This window comes from Curtobacterium sp. MWU13-2055 (genome assembly GCF_023242305.1).
Taxonomy (GTDB): Bacteria; Actinomycetota; Actinomycetes; order Actinomycetales; family Microbacteriaceae; genus Curtobacterium.
In genome coordinates this window covers 127,609-145,236 of the sequence record NZ_JALLIO010000006.1, presented here as the reverse complement: position 1 = coordinate 145,236, position 17,628 = coordinate 127,609, and the positions used below count along the sequence as shown (strand labels likewise).

Below are 17,628 nucleotides of genomic sequence, written 5' to 3'. Positions count from 1 at the left end.
GCGCACCGCGGACCCGACCGTTCCTGCTCACGAAGTGCGCGTCAGGCGGCGGGGGCGCTGCCCTCGACGGCCGACGGGTCGTCGGTCGGACGACCACGGCGGAACCAGGTCGGTGCTGCGGCGCAGAGCAGGAACAGGCCGTCGACCGCCAGGCTCCACACGCGGGTGACGACGACCACGACCAGGGCGATCCCCGGCGGCATGACGAGGGTGAGGAGCAGGGCCTGCACGCCCTCGCGGACGCCGAGGCCGCCGGGGGCGAACACGGCCAGCATGCTGATCGCCGAGGCCATGCTCGCGGCACCGATGACGAACGCCGCGTCGCTGAGCTTGAGCGACGGGTACACCCCGAGGGTGATGAAGTAGTACGCCGTGCCCGACAGGATCGCACCGGCCACGTACAGGCCGGCGCCGCCGAGGACGGTGCCGAGGTTCGGGCGGACGTCGGCCTCGAGCGGCTTGCGGCGCAGGATCTTCAGCGCGATGCCGATCAGGAACACGAAGACCCGCGGGATCAGGCACACGACGCAGGCGATGAACGCCGCGATCATCAACGCGATGAGCCACGGGCTGAGCGCGTGCGTGCGGGGGTCGATGAGCAGCAGGACGAGCGCCAGGGCGAGGGTGGCGGCGATCTGCAGCGCGCCCTCGAGCAGGCCGCTGACGCCGAGCCGGGCCTTCGAGACGCCGTGCTTCGAGGCGAAGTAGACCTTGCCGATGATCCAGGTCGCGGCCCCGGGGATGTATCGGCCCATCCAGGACTTCGCGTACACGTAGGTCAGCGTGACGCCGCTGCCCTTGAGGCCGGTCGCGCCGAGCCGCCGCAGCAGGTAGAACCAGATGCCGACGCCCCAGTACCGGAAGCCCAGGCTGATCACGGTCGCCAGGATCACCCAGCCCCACTGCCAGTCCAGCCCGGCGAGCTGCCCCCAGTCGACGCTCCGCACGTACAGCACGAGGAAGACCGCGAGCAGCACGTAGAAGACGATGGGGATCGCCTTGCCGAGGAACCGTCGCCAGGTCGGCGGACGCTTCCCCTCGGGCGCGGGGGTGTCGCTGGTGGTTCCTGACAAACGTGGTCTCCTGCCGGGCTTCGGGACCAGGTCATCGTAGACGCTGGTGTGGCGCGCTCCCTGGAGCGGCGGCTACTTCGCGAACTTGACGATCTGGACGCGGCAGGGGATCTCGGGATCCGTGGACCGGTCGGCGCTGCACGAGATCGTCGCGTTGTACGTGCCGACGAGCTTCCCGGCCATCGAGTAGTCGCGTGCCGGCGCGTTGGCGGGGTCGAACTGCACGAAGTACTGCACGCCCTCGTCGATGAACAGCTTGCGCATCGCGTCCGAGTGGTACGTGTAGCCCTGACCTGAACGACCGTACACACGCGTGTCGGTCAGGAACGCCAATGAGGACAGCGACCGGTAGTTCGAGCCGATGACGGTGGCGTCCTCGGGCAGGGCACCACTCGCCCGGATCTGGTCGGCGAGCCGCACGATCTCGGGGACGTCGGTCGGGCCGGTGACGCGAAGCGCCTCGGTGCGGTTCACCGACGGGTAGAAGGGTGCCGGCGACCCGATCCAGTTCTGCGTGAACGACGCCACGGGGACGACGGCGATCGCGACGCACGCCACGATCGTCCGGACCACGCCGCGTCGTCGGACCAACCGCCAGACGGCTGGCAGCATGAGCGCGCCGATCATCGCCGTCAGGTAGAACAGCGGCCAGTAGTAGCGCGCGTTCCCGCCACCGCTCGACGACGACGTGATCATGCCGTAGCCGACGAAGTAGACGAGGGTCGTCGCCGCGACGATGCAGGTGAACGCGTACCGGCGGAACCGGACCACGCCGATCACCAGGGCGGCGGCGAAGAGCAGGGCGATCGGTGCCGCGAAGGGGGCGAACGTGCTGATCTTCTGCAGGTAGTACGGCAGCGCGAGCATGCGCTCGTGCAGGTAGTAGCCGGCGCGGGCCGCGATGCCGGAGTCCTTCGTGACCTTCGGCGCGGTGTCCTCGGTGGTCGACTCGGTCGTCGGCGGCACCACGGACGGGTCCGGGTTCTCCATCGGGCCCTGCTTGTAGACCGACGGGGTGAAGTCCTCGTTCGGGGAGAACGCGTGCGAGTTCGGCGGCACGGGCAGGAACGGCCAGTCGGTCGCACGCCCGCCGTCGTCGAACTTCGAGCCGATGTTCACCGAGAGCGACGAGCCCAGGGTCGGCGACCCGTACTTCATGGTCAGGGCACCGACCCACGGTGCGATGACGACGGCGAAGACCACGATCGTGGCCACGGGCGACGTCCACCAGTGCAGCACCGGCTCACGACGGCGTCGTGCGGACCAGACCCGGAGCAGCAGCCACAGGATCACCGCGCCGACCGCCACCGGCAGCAGGAAGAGCTTCACGAAGTACCCGATGGCCGCGACCGCGCCGAGCACCCCGCCGGAGACCAACCGGGCCCGCGTCGATCCGTGCAACGCCTGGTCGGCCCACCGGAGTGCCCACAGGTAGCCGACGACCCACGCGACGACGAGCAGGTCGGGGGTCTGCACCGACACCGCGCTCATCAGTGCCGGGATCGCGGTGACCATGAAGAGGACGGCCGGCACGATGCGGTGGTTCTGCGACCACACCAGCCAGCCGCCGACGCCGAGCACGACGGCGACCGCGAAGCAGTTCACGACCGCGAAGGCCGTCTGCATGCCGAGGCCGGCCGCGATGAACGGCGCCATCATCCAGGACACCATCGGCGACCAGTAGGCGTTGATCGCGTCGGGCAGCCAGCCGTTCGCGTACTCGCGGGCGATGCCCATGTAGGAGATGCCGTCGACGTTCGTCACGCCGAGGCGGTTGTGGTACGCCACGGCGGCGCTGAGCGCGACGCCCACGACGACGAGCACCGCCAGGATGACCGGCGCGACGACGTGCTTGTACCGACTCGGAACCGCCCCCGAACGCCGGTGGACGGGCTCGTGGGTGATCTGCGTTGCGGCTGCGCTCGTCGAGGTCACGTGCTTCATCATGACATCCGAACCGAAACACCAGGCACAGGGTGCCTGATCGCGGCGCCGGGTCGGCGTGTGGGAGACTGCCTGCGACCCCGCTCCGACCACCACGAGGACGATCGTTGGCCACCGAAACCCGCGCCGCAGTACCCGCAGCCGACTCCGCTGCCCCCGCGCCCCGCGCCGGCGGCCGACTCGAGTTCCCCTACCTGGACGGACTCCGGGGGTTGGCCGCACTCGCGGTGGTCTTCTACCACGCGTACCTCTTCACCGGGACGACCGGCACCGGCCCGACCGAGCTGCCCTGGCTGCGCCCGATCATCGGCTGGGGCTACCTCGGCGTCCCGCTCTTCATCGTGCTGTCCGGCTACGTGCTCATGCTGCCGGTGCTGACCCGGTTCGACCGCTACCGTCTGCCCGGCGGGTTCTGGAAGTTCGTCTGGCGTCGCGCCCGCCGCATCATCCCGCCGTACTGGGCGTCGCTCGTGCTGTTCGCCCTGCTGATCCTGTTCGTCCCCGTGCTCGGTCAGCCCGGCGGCACGCAGTGGGACACGAAGTTGCCGATGGGCTGGGGCACGTTCCTGACGCACTTCTTCCTGGTGCACGACTTCTTCCCGCAGTACATCGGCAAGATCAACGGCCCGATGTGGACGGTCGCGGTCGAGTGGCAGATCTACTTCCTGATGCCGCTGCTGATCCTGCCGCTGTGGCGGGTCTTCGGCGGGTGGGCGACGGCGTCGAGCCTGGTCCTGATCGGCATGTGGATGGGCGCCGAGAGCCGTTACTCGTTCATGCACCCGTGGTTCGTCGGCCTGTTCGCGGTGGGGATGCTCGCCGCCGAACTGACCGTGAAGGCGCGCGACGAGCACCTGTCCGGCGTGGTCCGCGAGCGCTCGAAGCTCGGTGGCCCGCGGTGGGCGAGCGGCGCGTTCGTCGGCGCCATGGCTCTCGGGACCCTGCTCGTGTTCTTCCGCAACCGCGACTACTGGCAGCACCAGACCTGGCCGTCCGAGGTCGTCACCGGCATCCTCGCCGGCATCCTGCTCACCTGGATGGGACGCCAGGCGGTCACCGGCAACCACACCTGGCTCGCGCGCTTCTTCGCGTGGAAGCCGTTCGTGCTCGCCGGTCTGGTGTCGTACTCGATCTACCTGTTCCACAGCCCGCTGCTGGGCCTCGGCAACCTGCTGCTCCTCCCCCTCGGCCTGTACCCGAAGTACCAGTTCCTGATGATGGTGTTCGTCGTGATCCCGGTCGTGATCGGCATCTGCATCGGCTTCTGGTGGCTCGTCGAGCGCAACTTCATGAACCGCCGGCAGAAGCACGCCACGGCCGAGGTCTCGCACCGCGGCCGCCTGCCCGAGGTCGAGAGCGACGACGCCGCCACCGACGCGAGCAGCCGCACCGCGCGCTGACGCACCCGCGGCGTACCGCAGCACGTCCTGCGCCGACGTCCTGCGCGTGGCGGACAGCACGGTCGCTCGCCAGGTAGCATCGCTCGGACCGCGGCGTGGGTGATCAGGGGCCCACGGCATCTCGACAGGGAAGACGAGACCACATGCGCGCACCGATCACCAAGATCCTCGGACTCGGCACCGCTGCCGCCGTCGCCGGGGCCATCACCTTCGGCAGCGGGACGGCGGTCGCCGAGACCGCCCCGGCCACGCCGGCACCGACTGCGACGACGACAGCGGCGGCGACCCCAGCCCCCACTGCGTCTGCTGCACCCGCTGCACCTGCTGCACCCGCACCCGCTGCCGAGCAGCTCTCCATCGCCGAGATGGACCGCACCGGGAACCACACCATGGGGGCCGGCATCGCCGCCCACGCCGGAGAGTCACACGTCACGGTCTCCGCGCCGGACAGCGCCGCCGGTGGCGTGAGCGCCCAGTCGCTGAGCACCTCCTCCGCCGCCACCGCGTCCGGCCCACCACCGGGACGCGTCCAGGGGTTCGACATCAGCGCGTGGCAGCCGAGCGTCAACTTCCTGCAGGCGTACCGCAACGGCGCCCGGTTCGCCTACGTCAAGGCGACCGAGGGCACCTCGTACGTCAGTTCGACCTACAAGCAGCAGTACGCCACCGCCAAGCAGCGGAACCTGTACCGCGGCGGCTACGTGTACGCGCAGCCGAGCCAGGCGAGCGGCGCCGCGACGGCGAACTACTTCTTCGCGCACGGCGGGCAGTGGAACAAGGACGGCAAGACCCTGCCGCCCCTGCTCGACATCGAGTACGGCAGCGCGGCCCAGGGCACCTGCTACGGCAAGACCTGGGGCCAGATGCGCAGCTGGATCAAGGACTTCTCGAACACCGTCTACAAGAAGATCCACCGCTACCCCGCGATCTACACGACCACCGACTGGTGGAAGCGCTGCACGAACAACAGCAACCAGTTCTCGCAGAACCCGCTGTTCGTCGCGATCTACCCGGTCAAGGACTTCACCACGCCGGGCACGCTCGGGCGGAGCTGGTCGAAGTGGACGTTCTGGCAGTGGGCGTCCAGCGGGGTGCTCCCCGGTGACCAGGACGTCTACCGGAACAACATCACCTACCTGAAGCGCTTCGCGGCCAAGACCGAGTGACGCGCGTCACGCCCTGAGCGGGTGCGGATGACGGACGGGAGGCCCGTGGCGGAGTCGCCACGGGCCTCCCGTCCGTCGCACGGAGCGGACTCCGACACCTGGTGCGCCGTTGCACGCCCCGTGCCGACACACAAACACGCACCAAGCGGGCAAGCCCGCACCGGACGACGACGCACGCACGATGCGCAGCCCACGCACCACGCGCCGGCGAGCTTCGCCCGGACGGACGGGAGGCCCGTGGCGGTGTCGCCACGGGCCTCCCGTCCGTCATCGGCTCACGATCGCGAGCCGCTGGTGTCAGCGGACGTCGCGGGTCGCTTCGGCGAAGTCGGCGTCGAGCGCGGTCGCCATCCGGGCCACGCCCTCGGCGAGCTGCGCGCGGACCGCGTCGCGGTCGGCGTCGAGCCGCTCCAGCTGCGCCGTCACGTCGTCGACGAACGTCGGCTCGAGTGCTGCTTCGATCGGCTTCGAGAACTCCTGCTGGCCCATCTGCTCGAAGAACAACCGGCCCTTGTCGACGTAGTAGAGCACCGCGGCGGGGACGCCGGCGATGGTCGCGACGATCGCGGAGTGCAGCCGGCTCGCCAGGAACAGGCGGCTGCAGGACATCAGGCCCGCGTACTCGGACGGTGAGAACTCGTCGGCCTCGACCACGTGGGTGCGGTCCGCGTGCCGCATGAGGGCGATGACCTCGCGGGCGAAGGCGGCGTCGCCCTCGGACGCCTCCATGTGCATCGGGTAGAACACGACGTCGGCGTCCCAACGGTCGATGACGCGGTCGGCCAGGTCGGCGACGGCCTGGCGGTAGGTGACGAGCTTGTCGCTGTCGACGCCGGTCTGCCGGAAGCGCTTCGGCAGGAAGCGGAACGGGATCCAGCCGCTGCGCTTGTAGTGGAACCAGCGGCGGACGCCGAAGCCGATCGAGCCCTCGAGACGCTCGGCGGTAAGTCCGGTGGTGCGCTCGAGCCGTTCGAGCACATCGGCGTCGGGCGTCGTGACGGTCCCGACGACGGCCGGGTCGAACGACGACACGATCGGCGTGCGGACGCCCCACGCCAGGAGCTTCTCGCGGGACTCGTCGTCGCGGACGGCGAACGAGCGGCACAGGTCGACGGTGGCGCGGATCAGGCGCTTGCTGACGCCGGCGGTGGTCGGACCGATACCCTGGAAGGCTCCGATCAGGTTCTTGTTCACCGCGCGGACGAGCAGCATCTTGCCGAACCAGTACACGAGGCCGAGCTTGTTCGTGTAGTCCTTGAGGATCTCGCCGCCGCCCCACAGGACGACGTCGGCGCTGCGCGCGGCACGCAGCAGGGCGAACAGGTCGCCGATGCCGGTGCTGTACGGCGAGACCGGCAGGAACCGGATCCCGAACCACGCGGCGTCCCGCTCGGGGTACTGCGACAGGGAGACGATCTCAGCGTCCGGCCACCGCCTGCGGACCAGCTCGACGTTGCCGGCGAGGATCGCCCGGTCCCCGCGGTTGTGGGGCGAATCGCTATTGTGGATCAGAACGCGCACGGGTGGAGAGCCTACCGGACCGTCCCCCGCGACCCCCGGAAAGGCACGATGTCCCGCCCCACCCCCTCTGCCCGTCCCCGCCTGCTCGTCCTCGGCTCGACGTTCCCGGCCCGTCCGGACGACGGCGTGCCGGCGTTCGTGCTCGACCTCGCGCACCAAGAGGCGCTCGAGTTCGACACGATGGTGCTCACGCCGCGGGTCCCGGGCGGTGCCACCACCGAACGCATCGGCGACGTCGGCGTCCGGCGGTTCCCGTACTTCCCGAAGGCGTTCGAGGACCTGGCCGACGGCGCGATCCTCGACAACCTCAAGGAACGCCGGTCGCGCATCGTGCAGGTGCCGGCCCTGGTGCTCGCGCAGTGGTTCGCGATCCGCCGCGTGGTCCGCTCCGCGAAGCCCGACGTCATCCACGCGCACTGGGCGATCCCGCAGGCGCTCGTCGCGACGCTGGCGGCCCCTGGCGTCCCCATCGTCGTCACGACGCACGGCGGGGACATCTACGCCCTCCGTGCCGCTCCCCTGGTCCGCCTGAAGCGATGGGTCTTCGGCCGCTCCGCCCACGTCACCACCGTGAACTCCGAGATGCGCGAGCGGCTGACCGAGTGGGGCGTGCCCGAGGCCCGGTCGACCGTGATCCCGATGGGCGTCGACCTCGGCCCGGCCCGTGACACCCGCGCCCGCGTCCCCGCGCAGGAGCACCACGTCGTGGCGGTCGGCCGGCTCGTCGAGAAGAAGGGCTTCGGCAACCTGATCGAGGCGCTCCGCGGCCTCGGCGACGACGTGCCGTGGCGACTCACCGTCGTCGGCGACGGCCCGTACCGGGCACAGCTCGAGCAGCAGGCCGCCGGACTGCCCGTGACGTTCCTGGGCCAGCGCGGGCGCACCGAGGTGCTCGAGACCCTGGCTGCGGCCACCGTCGTGGCGGTGCCGTCGATCCCCGCGGCGAACGGCGACCAAGAGGGACTGCCCGTCACCCTGCTCGAGGCCGCTGCCGTCGGTGCCGCGATCGTCGCGAGCGACCTGCCCGGCATCCGCGACGTCGTGCAGGACGACGTGTCCGGGGTCCTCGTGCCCCCCGGTGACGTCCCAGCGCTGCGGACAGCACTGCAGCGCGTGCTCACCGACGACGCCGCACGGGCGCGCTACCAGGAGCAGGCCGTGGTGTCGGCGGCGGAGTTCTCCACCGAACGGATCGGCGAGCGCTACCGGGCGGTGCTGCGCGCGGCCATCGCGTAGGCCACCAGCATCCCGGCGGCGCAGACGACCGCCGCCGCGAACGCGACCACGACGACGGCGCCGGAGTGCCCGACGAGCTCGGAGCCCTCGAACCGGACGAGCGACCAGGTCGGCACGACGGCCGCGGCACCCCACACCAGCACGAGCCACGTCGCCGCACGACGCCAGGCGAGGAAGCCCGCCGCCATCGCGAACGCGATCGGCAGCAGCACCGTGAGCGTGTACCGGTTGAGCGGTGCGCCGCCCCCGGCGGTGTAGCGGATCTCGACGACGACGAACAGCAGCGTGACCACAACGAGCATCGCGACGACGAGGCGGCGCGGCCACCGGTCGTCGTCGGCAGGTGCCCAGGGGCGCAGGCGCCGCAGCACGAGGGCCGCGACGAACAGCAGCACCGGGACGAGCAGGAGCACCCACGGCAGCGGGCTCGCGATCGGCAACGAGCCGCGGTACAGGGCGAAGAGCTGCCGCCAGAAGCCGAGCATCGAGACCACCTCGGCCTCGGAGTAGTGCGGCCGCGGGGTGTACCCGGGCCAGGCGGTCGGCCGGCCGCTGAACGAGCCGGTCAGGGCCTGGTTCCGCAGCCAGAACCACCCGGAGGCGGCTGCGGCGGCGAACACCGGGACCGCCACGACGACGACGCGGGCCCAGACACCGCGGAGCCTGCCGAACCGGACCGTGCGGGCCAGTGCGAACGCGACGACGATCGCCACGAGCCACAGGGCGAACGACAGGCGGGTGGTCGTGCCGGCCGCCGCCACGAGCGCTCCCCCGACGGCGAGCCCCGGTCCCACGCCGGACCGCAGCGCTGCTCCGGCGACGCCGCACGCCAGCGCACAGGTCAACGCTGCGAGCGAGTCGTTGTACACGACACCGCCCTGCACCACGAGGACGCTCGTCGACGCGGTCACGACGGCCACGGTGCCCGGGAGCCGCACGACCCCGGGGAAGCACCTGGCCGCAGCCCACGCGGCGACCGGCACGATCGCGGCGACGAACACGGCGTTCGCCAGACGGCCGAGCACCACGGCCTGCACCGGGTGCCCGGCGTCGACGAGCGGGCCCATCACCGGGGCGAGCAGCAGGTAGTAGAGCGGCGGGTGCTGTGCGACCCACTGGACGGGCGGTGTCCCGCCGAAGCCCGGACGGAACCGGATGCCGTCGGACAGGACCGGCAGCTGGCCGTGCCAGACGCGCAGGACGTAGTCGACGTGGGCCGACTCGTCGACGCTCGCGAGCGGCATCGACGAGAACGTCCGCGCCACCGAGGCCGTCAGGACGAGCAGGGTGGCGGCGAGCACGACCGGGGTCGCCCAGTCGCGCCCGCGGAGTCTCCCGGCGGGACGCAGCACCCCGGAGGACAGCCGCCGGAGCCGGTCCGCGACGATCGGCGTCAGCGCCCCATGCCGCGGTACGTGAAGCCGGCGGCGGTCCAGGCGTCGCGGTCGAGGCAGTTGCGGCCGTCGATGACGACCGGGCTCGACACCAGGGACGCCACCGTGGTCGCGTCGAGCTCGCGGAACTCGGTCCACTCGGTCAGCACCAGGACCAGGTCGGCGCCGGACAGCGCGTCCGCCGCCGTCTCGACGAAGTCGAGCTCCGGGTGCACGCGACGGGCGGTGACGACGGCCTCGGGGTCGTAGGCGGACACCGTGGCACCGAGCTCGTGCAGGCGCGCAGCGATGTCGAGGGCGGGCGAGTCACGGACGTCGTCCGAGTTCGGCTTGAAGGCCAGACCGAGGACCGCGACGCGCTTGCCGCTGACGACCCCGCCGAGCAGCTCCTGCGCCAGCTCCACGACGTGCGCACGACGACGCAGGTTCGTGGCGTCGACGTCGGCCAGGAACGCCAGGGACTCCCCGACGCCGAGCTCGTTCGCCCGGGCCTGGAACGCCCGGATGTCCTTGGGCAGGCACCCGCCGCCGAAGCCGAGGCCGGCGTTGAGGAACTTGCGGCCGATGCGGGCGTCGTGGCCGATGGCGTCGGCGAGCGCGGTGACGTCGGCGCCGGCGACCTCGGCGATCTCGGCCATCGAGTTGATGAACGAGATCTTCGTGGCGAGGAACGCGTTCGCGCTGATCTTGACGAGCTCGGCGGTGGGCAGGTTGACGACGAGCCGGGGGGTGCCGGACGCGAGCGCCTCGGCGTAGACCTCGTCGAGGGCGTCGACGGCGGCCTGCCCGGCGTCACCGTCCGGCACACCGTAGACGAAGCGGTCCGGGCTGATGGTGTCCTGCACGGCGAAGCCCTCACGCAGGAACTCGGGGTTCCAGACGAGCGTCGCCCCGGGCACGGCCTCGGACACCTCGGCGGCGAGGCGTGCGGCGGTGCCGACCGGGACGGTCGACTTGCCGACGACGAACTCGCCGGCGGACAGGTACGGGGTGAGCGCGGCGACCGCGGCGTTCACGTAGGTCATGTCCGCGGCACCGGTCGGGCTCTGCGGGGTTCCGACGGCGAGGAAGTGCACGCGGGCACCGGCGACCTCGGCCATGTCGGTGGTGAAGCGGATCCGGCCGGACGCGAGCGCCTCGGTCAGGATCTCCGGGAGCCCGGGTTCGAAGAAGGGGGCTTCGCCGGCAGCGAGCCGCTCGATCTTCGCCGGGTCGACGTCGACGGCGACGACCTCGTGTCCGAGCTTGGCCATGGAGGCGGCGTGCACGGCACCGAGGTACCCGCAGCCGATGACAGAGATACGCACGACGAAGAAGGTACCGGTTTCTCGTGGGAGTTCCAGCACCCCGGCACCCACGGTGTCGCGGCGGCGTCAGGCGCGGACGTCGCCCCACGGCGGTCGGTCCGGGCCGCCGACGATCTCGTCCCAGTCCGGCTCGCGGTGCCGCCGCCGGGCCTCGTACGCCTCGACCAGGTCGTGCAGGACGGCCACCACGAGGTCGGCGTGCGGGACATCCGCGAGCACCACGGCGGGGTCGTCGCCTGGGAACACCAGGACGTCACCGGAGCGGAACACGCCCTGGAGCCCACGCCGGCGCACCGTCACGTCGTACCCGCGGGAGTGCAGGAGCTCCTGCCGGGTCCGGGTGCCGAGCCCGTGCACGACGACGAGCCGCCGGGTCGTGACGACGTACCGCTCGGACATCCAGCGGAACAGCGGCACGGCGCCGCCGAACACCACGAGCACCACGACGAGTCCTGCGACGACGGCGTTCAGCCACGCCAGCTGCGCCTGGAACACCCCGAACCCGAACCCGCCGGCGACCACGACCAGCACGACGAACACCGCCGGGCGCACGAGCCGACGAGCGTGCGGTCGCAGGCGAGCGACGACGCGTTCGGGCGGCGGCTCGGCGGTCATGCCGTCATGCATACCGCAGGTGGGTGACGTCCCCCACGGCGACGCCCCTGGAGTCACCCGCTCGATCCCGGATCGTGATGCGGCCCTCGTCGTCGATGCCGGTGGCGTCGGCCTCTTCCACGGTGCCGTCGGGCAGCTCGAGGCGGATGCGGCGACCGATCGTGCCGCACGCGGCGCGGACGTGGGACCGGACCGACTCAGCGGCGGGACCACCGGCGACCAGGCCGGCCACGGCCTCCAGGACGGCTGCCCGGAAGGCGGACAGGACCGCGTCGGCCAACGCGGGGGCGTCGTCGACCGCGCCCGCCACGAGCAGGGACGTCGACGTCGGGGTCGGCAGGCGGTCGGCGGGCATCGTGAGGTTCACGCCGGCGCCGACCACGATGCTGCCGTCGGAGGCGACCTGGCAGAGGATGCCGCACACCTTGTCGCCCGCGACCTGGACGTCGTTCGGCCACTTGACGGCGACGTCGGCGCCGGCGGGCAGCACCCGTGCGATCGCGTCACGCATGGCGGCGCCGGCGACGAGGGGCAGCCAGCCGCGGTCGTGGTCGGCGAGGTCGGCGCGCACGAGCAGGCTCGCGGCCAGCGCCTCGCCCGCCGGTGCGCTCCACGTGCGGTCGAGGCGTCCTCGGCCCGCGGTCTGGTGGAGCGTCGCGACCACGCTGCCGTGCTGCTGCTCGGGTGCCACGGCGAGCAGGTCGGCGTTGGTCGAGCCGGTCTCGTCGGGGACGGTGAGGGTCGCGCCCGCCGACCGGACCGCCTCGCTGGTGGCGGGGAACGACGACGACGGGGATGTGGACATGCACGCAAATGTACGGGCAGGAACCGTGGGGGTCCTCCAACCGGCCCCGACGTCGCCGCCGGTAGGGTGAGCGGGTGACTTCAGGAGACACCCCCGATCTCTCGACGACGGCAGGCCGGCTGGCCGACCTCCGCGAGCGGTACCACGAGGCCGTGACCGCTGCGGGCGAGTCCGCGATCGCCAAGCAGCACGCCAAGGGCAAGGGCACCGCGCGCGAACGCATCGAGCAGCTGCTCGACGAGAACTCCTTCGTGGAGTTCGACGAGTTCGTCCGCCACCGCACCACCTCGTTCGGCATGGACGCCAAGCGCCCCTACGGCGACGCGGTCGTCACCGGCGTCGGCACGATCCACGGCCGCAACGTCGCCGTGTACGCGCAGGACTTCACCGTCTTCGGCGGCTCGCTCGGCGAGGTCGCCGGCGAGAAGATCATCAAGGTGATGCAGCACGCGCTGAAGACGGGCGTGCCGATCATCGGCATCCTCGACTCCGGCGGGGCCCGGATCCAGGAAGGCGTGGTCGCGCTCGGCAAGTACGGCGAGATCTTCCGCCTCAACACCCAGGCGTCCGGCGTCATCCCGCAGCTGTCGATCATCATGGGCCCGGCGGCCGGCGGCGCGGTGTACTCACCCGCCCTCACCGACTTCGTGATCATGGTCGACAAGACCAGCCACATGTTCGTCACCGGCCCCGACGTCATCAAGACCGTCACCGGCGAGGACGTCGGCTTCGAGGAGCTCGGCGGCGCACAGACCCACAACGCGGTCTCCGGCGTGGCCCACTACCTGGCCGAGGACGAGACCGACGCGCTCGACTACGCCCGCTCGCTCATCGGGTTCCTGCCGGACAACAACCTGTCCGACGCCCCCGCCTACGACGTCGCCCCGGAGCTCGAGACCACCGACGCCGACCACGAGCTCGACCTCGTGATCCCGGACTCGACGAACCAGCCGTACGACGTCACGACGATCATCGAGCACGTCGTCGACGACGGCGAGTTCCTCGAGGTCCAGCCGCTCTTCGCGCCGAACATCCTGATCGGCTTCGGCCGGGTCGAGGGCCGCACCGTCGGCATCATCGCGAACCAGCCGCAGGCCATGGCCGGCACCCTGAACATCGACGCCGGTGAGAAGGCAGCCCGCTTCGTGCGGTTCTGCGACGCGTTCGGCATCCCGATCCTGACCCTGGTCGACGTGCCCGGCTACCTGCCCGGCACCGACCAGGAGTGGACCGGCGTCATCCGCCGCGGCGCGAAGCTCCTGTACGCCTACGCCGAGGCCACCGTCCCGCTCGTCACCGTCATCACGCGCAAGGCCTACGGCGGCGCGTACATCGTGATGGGGTCGAAGCAGCTCGGCGCGGACATCAACCTGGCATGGCCGACCGCCGAGATCGCCGTCATGGGTGGTCAGGGCGCCGTCAACATCCTGTACCGCGCCGAGATCAAGCGCGCCGAGGAGTCCGGCGAGGACGTCGCTGCGGTCCGCACGAAGCTCGCGAACGAGTACACCTACAACGTCGCGTCGCCGTACCTGGCGGCCGAGCGCGGTGAGCTCGACGGCATCATCCAGCCGCACGCCACCCGCGTCTCGGTCATCAAGGCCCTGCGTGCCCTGCGCGGCAAGCGTGCGACGCTGCCGCCCAAGAAGCACGGGAACATCCCCCTCTGATGGGTGCGCACTGATGGGTCGTCACGCAGCACCGGTCCCCTCGGACGAGCCCGCCTCGGTGGCCGACGTCCGGGTGGTCTCCGGTGAGCCCACCCCCGAGGAGCTCGCAGCGGTCGTCGCCGTGCTGCAGCGCCAGGCCGACGAGGCCGCAGCAGCCGGTCGCGCCGAGGTCGTCGACGAGCCGCGCACCGGGTGGCAGGCCTCGGCCCGCGGCCGGCGTCGCCCGCTCGACCACGGTCCCGGCGCTTGGGGCCGTTCGCTCCGCTGACGGACCTTGGCCTCCCTGTACCCCTGGTGTCCCCGACCCGGCGGACGTTGCAGGCTGCACTTCCCGGTCGGTATCCCCTCGCACGGGGGACACGAATCGCCGAAGAGGACCGGAAATGCCGAATTTGTCCCCCATAATGACGACTGACACAGGGGTTGTGGGTTGGCATAGTTACTGGTGTTCGGTGTCCTTCAACGAAGAACATCGCAGGTCGGTGGCCGACTAGGGTACGACGCCACCGCCCGCTGCGAGGCAGGGCGACATTCGGGTTGTCGCTCAGCCTCGGGTCGTGAACGGGCCGGTCGGATACGACCGGCCCGTTCCCCGTTTCCAGGGGCGTTCGCGCCGGCCGTCGTCGATGCGGAACGACATCCTCGACGTCGTGCGGCGTCCAGAGTGTCGTCCCCCGGCGCCTGCAACAGTTGCACGCGCGCACGAGCGACATCCCCGGCGTCGTACGACGTCCGTGTTGTCGCGTCAGCCGTCGGCGCCAGCCCGGCGCGACCACGGTGCGGCCGGGAGGCCCGTGGCGGCGCCGCCACGGGCCTCCCGGCCGGCACGTGTCCTGTCCACCGCCGCGCGCGCGTCCCGCGGACCCGGAACGACGTCGTCGACGTCGTACGACGTCGACGTAGTCGTCCGCACGCGGACACAACAGTCGCGCGCGCGCACGAGCGACACCCTCGATGTCGTACGACATCGAGGGTGTCGCTTCCGTCTCGCCGCGCGCGACGCCGAACACGACCACGCGTGGGCGGGCGCAGCGCGCCTCAGGCGGGCTCGTGCCGCGGGATCTCGAGCCAGAGGGCCACGGAGTCGTCCTCGTCGCCGTCGTCGTCCTCCATGCCCGCTCCGAGGGCGGCGGACTCGCTCGCGGCCGTGTCGAGCTTGAGCCCGACGACCGTCACCGCGGAGTCGGACCCCTCGCTGACGGTGCGGACGATGACGTTGTCGGCCTCGCGGGCCTGGCGGAGCGCCTCGGCGATGCGGGCGTGGATGCGGCGGACGTCGTCGACCTCGAGCTCGTCGAGACCGCCGTCGTCGTGCAGCTGCACCGTCGCACCCCGGCGGCGCAGGCGCATGACCTCGTCGCGGACGTCCTCGGACAGCAGGGAGCGGCCGCGGATCTCGTCGCGGATGGCCTGCTCGAGGTGCAGGCACTCGGCCCGGTCCGCGTCGTCGAGGTCACCGCACGAGTCGATGATCCGCTGCAGCATCGGCAGGGCCATCCGCGTGGTCTGGCTCAGGCGGAACTGCCGCTCGAAGACGTGGGCGTCCTGCGCCGCCTGCCAGTCGGCGGTCTCCTGTTCAGCGCGCATGAGCTCGCGGGTGTTCCGGATGGCGCGGTTCATGGCGATGGCGAACACCGTGGCGATCGCGACCCAGGCCACGCTGCCGAGCACCCCGAGTGTGCCGAGCGCATCGAGACCGGCCCAGGCGACCGTGTACACGGCGAGGAACAGGACCCCGGCCCAGGCGAACGGGCCGCGTCCCCGCACGACGAGCACGACCATCAGGGTGCCGACGGCGGCGATCCACCACGTGGCGGACCCCGGGCCCTTCGCCAGGTCGACGACCGGCGCCGCGACGAGCGGCATCATGATCGCGGTTGCGAGCGAGAAGCACGCCGTCCAGACCGGCAGGACCTTGCCGGGCACGAACAACGCGGTGCCGGTGGCCGCGGCGTAGAGGACCATGCAGGCGATCACCGGGCCGACGTCGTGCACGCGCTGCAGTGACGCGACGGCGAGGACCAGGTGGTAGACGGAGAACAGCGACGCCAGGCCGAGCGCGATGCTCGCGGGCAGGGAGACCTTCACGCTGCGGCTCCCGTCGTCGTGGGCGTGGACGGCGTGGTCGGCGACCAGCTCAGCTCTATTCGCGTGCCCTCGCCCGGGGCGGTGTGCACCTCTGCACGGCCGTCGACGGAGGCGACGCGCTCGATGATCGACCGCCGCACCCCGAGTCGTTCGGACGGGATCGTCGCGACGTCGAACCCGCGACCGTCGTCACCGACCTCGATGTGCACGCCGTCGTCGTGCTGCTCGACGCGGACCCACCGGGCGACGTCGGGCCCACCGGCGTGCTGGACGCTGTTGACCGCCGCCTGCAGTGCTGCTGACGCGAGGGCGTCGGCGACCGACGCCGGCAGCCGGACCGACCCGGACGGGGCCGGGACGAGCCGGACGGGCGCCGCGAGGGCACCGATCGCCTCGCCGATGCGGGTGCGGAGGTCGGCGAGCGTGACCGGGGTGTCGTCGTCCGGGCCGTCGGCCGCTGCGGCCTCGAGGTGGTCGATGGCGTTCCGTGCCATGCGGGCGGCGAGGGTCTTCGCCTCGAGCGTGTCGGCCCGTGCGGCGGAGAGCAGCGTCGTCAGCACACTGTCGTGCACGATCGCGTCGACCTGCACGCGCTCCACCTCGACCGCGTGCTCGCGGATGGCGAGCGAGTACCGGCGGACCGCGGTCGACTGCGCCGTGTCGACCGACGAAGCGGCACGGCGCAGGACCACGGCGATGACGAGCACCGCACCGCTGAGCAGCGCCGTGTAGACGCCGTCGAGCAGCGCACGGACGAGCCCGGCGTCGCCGCCGACCGGGGTGAGCCGGAGGACGACGTAGATCGCCGGCACCAGTGCGGTGTAGATCGTGGCCCGCCAGGTGGCGAAGCCCATGGCCGCCGCGGTCGAGCCGACGGTGCAGAACCACCACGGCCACGGCTGCTGCGTGGACGGGATCGAGTCCTGCACCGTGAGCGGCCACGTGGTCAACGCGACCAGGAAGAGCAGCGCGCACAGGATCTGCGCGAACTGCGCCACCCGTGGCACGAACGCCGAGACCCCGACCAGGACGAACGACGCCCCGAGCGCGATCGCGACGACCGGGCCCCAGAACGGGTCGAGGTACGGCAACTGGGCGAGGACCGCCGGGGTGTCGACGATGCCGAGGCCGACCGCGGTCATCGCCAGCAGGATCGCGAAGGCACGCTCCACCGACGCCTGCGTGATCGACGCGCGGACGCTGCGTGACGGGTCGGCGCCGAACGGCGCGCCGTCCCCGAAGCCGACCGGGTCGCCACCGGGAGCACGGCTCGAGCCTGCTGGGACGCGGCCGGCATGGCCGGACGCCGCACCAGCGCCGCCCGACCCGCGGCCGAACCACCGACCGGTCCCCCGACCGGTCCCCGGGCCGCTCCCCCGGCGCGACGCCGGCTCAGCCGCGCTCGCCAT

Annotated in this window: 14 protein-coding genes; 5 read left to right on the top strand and 9 right to left on the bottom strand. The window is 71.6% G+C overall.

The genetic code is table 11. From position 1 onward, the window contains the following. Positions 1 to 41: 41 nt before the first annotated feature. Both M4960_RS13510 and M4960_RS13505 read right to left on the bottom strand, forming a co-directional pair. Positions 42 to 1,073, bottom strand: coding sequence for a lysylphosphatidylglycerol synthase domain-containing protein (locus M4960_RS13510; protein ID WP_248704503.1), 1,032 nt, complete (start codon positions 1,071 to 1,073; stop codon positions 42 to 44). Between the two features lie 72 nt (positions 1,074 to 1,145). Further along, positions 1,146 to 3,017, bottom strand: coding sequence for a glycosyltransferase family 39 protein (locus M4960_RS13505; protein ID WP_248704502.1), 1,872 nt, complete (start codon positions 3,015 to 3,017; stop codon positions 1,146 to 1,148). 107 nt (positions 3,018 to 3,124) lie between these two features. On the opposite strand from M4960_RS13505, the gene M4960_RS13500 reads away from it, so the two are divergent. Continuing rightward, positions 3,125 to 4,417: an acyltransferase gene (locus tag M4960_RS13500; protein WP_165918799.1), complete on the top strand. Its 1,293-nt coding sequence runs from the start codon at positions 3,125 to 3,127 to the stop codon at positions 4,415 to 4,417. A 143-nt stretch (positions 4,418 to 4,560) separates the two neighbouring features. Then, a complete protein-coding gene (locus M4960_RS13495; RefSeq protein WP_248704501.1) occupies positions 4,561 to 5,583 on the top strand; it encodes a GH25 family lysozyme in 1,023 nt (340 codons plus the stop codon). A gap of 297 nt (positions 5,584 to 5,880) precedes the next feature. On the opposite strand, the gene M4960_RS13490 is transcribed toward M4960_RS13495, so the two are convergent. Then, positions 5,881 to 7,104 (bottom strand): polysaccharide pyruvyl transferase family protein, encoded by a 1,224-nt coding sequence (locus M4960_RS13490; RefSeq protein WP_165932442.1) that lies wholly within the window; start codon positions 7,102 to 7,104, stop codon positions 5,881 to 5,883. Positions 7,105 to 7,152: 48 nt separating this feature from the next. Here M4960_RS13490 and M4960_RS13485 point away from each other — a divergent pair, with 48 nt between their 5' ends. Continuing rightward, positions 7,153 to 8,340, top strand: a complete 1,188-nt coding sequence (locus M4960_RS13485; RefSeq protein ID WP_123292203.1) for a glycosyltransferase — start codon at positions 7,153 to 7,155, stop codon at positions 8,338 to 8,340. Here the strand turns inward: M4960_RS13485 and M4960_RS13480 are convergent. The 4 genes from M4960_RS13480 to M4960_RS13465 all read right to left on the bottom strand — a co-directional run bounded on the left by M4960_RS13480 (position 8,307) and on the right by M4960_RS13465 (position 12,461). After that, positions 8,307 to 9,641: a hypothetical protein gene (locus M4960_RS13480; protein ID WP_248704500.1), complete on the bottom strand. Its 1,335-nt coding sequence runs from the start codon at positions 9,639 to 9,641 to the stop codon at positions 8,307 to 8,309. The genes M4960_RS13485 and M4960_RS13480 overlap by 34 nt on opposite strands. Positions 9,642 to 9,733: 92 nt before the next feature. Further along, positions 9,734 to 11,041: a UDP-glucose/GDP-mannose dehydrogenase family protein gene (locus M4960_RS13475; RefSeq protein ID WP_134195058.1), complete on the bottom strand. Its 1,308-nt coding sequence runs from the start codon at positions 11,039 to 11,041 to the stop codon at positions 9,734 to 9,736. 66 nt (positions 11,042 to 11,107) lie between these two features. Further along, complete coding sequence (locus tag M4960_RS13470) at positions 11,108 to 11,656, bottom strand: PH domain-containing protein (RefSeq protein ID WP_123292200.1); 549 nt, start codon at positions 11,654 to 11,656, stop codon at positions 11,108 to 11,110. Positions 11,657 to 11,660: 4 nt separating this feature from the next. Then, positions 11,661 to 12,461: a biotin--[acetyl-CoA-carboxylase] ligase gene (locus M4960_RS13465; RefSeq protein WP_248704499.1), complete on the bottom strand. Its 801-nt coding sequence runs from the start codon at positions 12,459 to 12,461 to the stop codon at positions 11,661 to 11,663. A gap of 74 nt (positions 12,462 to 12,535) precedes the next feature. Here M4960_RS13465 and M4960_RS13460 point away from each other — a divergent pair, with 74 nt between their 5' ends. Both M4960_RS13460 and M4960_RS13455 read left to right on the top strand, forming a co-directional pair. Next, positions 12,536 to 14,131 (top strand): acyl-CoA carboxylase subunit beta, encoded by a 1,596-nt coding sequence (locus tag M4960_RS13460; protein ID WP_123292198.1) that lies wholly within the window; start codon positions 12,536 to 12,538, stop codon positions 14,129 to 14,131. Between the two features lie 13 nt (positions 14,132 to 14,144). Next, positions 14,145 to 14,399, top strand: coding sequence for an acyl-CoA carboxylase subunit epsilon (locus tag M4960_RS13455; protein WP_248704498.1), 255 nt, complete (start codon positions 14,145 to 14,147; stop codon positions 14,397 to 14,399). Between the two features lie 770 nt (positions 14,400 to 15,169). On the opposite strand, the gene M4960_RS13450 is transcribed toward M4960_RS13455, so the two are convergent. Beyond that, complete coding sequence (locus M4960_RS13450; RefSeq protein ID WP_123292196.1) at positions 15,170 to 16,219, bottom strand: hypothetical protein; 1,050 nt, start codon at positions 16,217 to 16,219, stop codon at positions 15,170 to 15,172. Continuing rightward, positions 16,216 to 17,628, bottom strand: coding sequence for a sensor histidine kinase (locus M4960_RS13445; RefSeq protein ID WP_248704497.1), 1,413 nt, complete (start codon positions 17,626 to 17,628; stop codon positions 16,216 to 16,218). Before M4960_RS13445 ends, M4960_RS13450 begins: the two co-directional genes overlap by 4 nt.

Bases quoted from the DNA above. Each gene is read 5' to 3' on its own strand.
- M4960_RS13505 (WP_248704502.1), bottom strand. From the start codon at position 3,017: ATGAAGCACGTGACCTCGACGAGCGCAGCCGCAACGCAGATCACCCAC.
- M4960_RS13495 (WP_248704501.1), top strand. From the start codon at position 4,561: ATGCGCGCACCGATCACCAAGATCCTCGGACTCGGCACCGCTGCCGCC.
- M4960_RS13485 (WP_123292203.1), top strand. From the start codon at position 7,153: ATGTCCCGCCCCACCCCCTCTGCCCGTCCCCGCCTGCTCGTCCTCGGC.
- M4960_RS13470 (WP_123292200.1), bottom strand. From the start codon at position 11,656: ATGACCGCCGAGCCGCCGCCCGAACGCGTCGTCGCTCGCCTGCGACCG.
- M4960_RS13465 (WP_248704499.1), bottom strand. From the start codon at position 12,461: ATGTCCACATCCCCGTCGTCGTCGTTCCCCGCCACCAGCGAGGCGGTC.
- M4960_RS13455 (WP_248704498.1), top strand. From the start codon at position 14,145: ATGGGTCGTCACGCAGCACCGGTCCCCTCGGACGAGCCCGCCTCGGTG.
- M4960_RS13445 (WP_248704497.1), bottom strand. From the start codon at position 17,628: ATGGCGAGCGCGGCTGAGCCGGCGTCGCGCCGGGGGAGCGGCCCGGGG.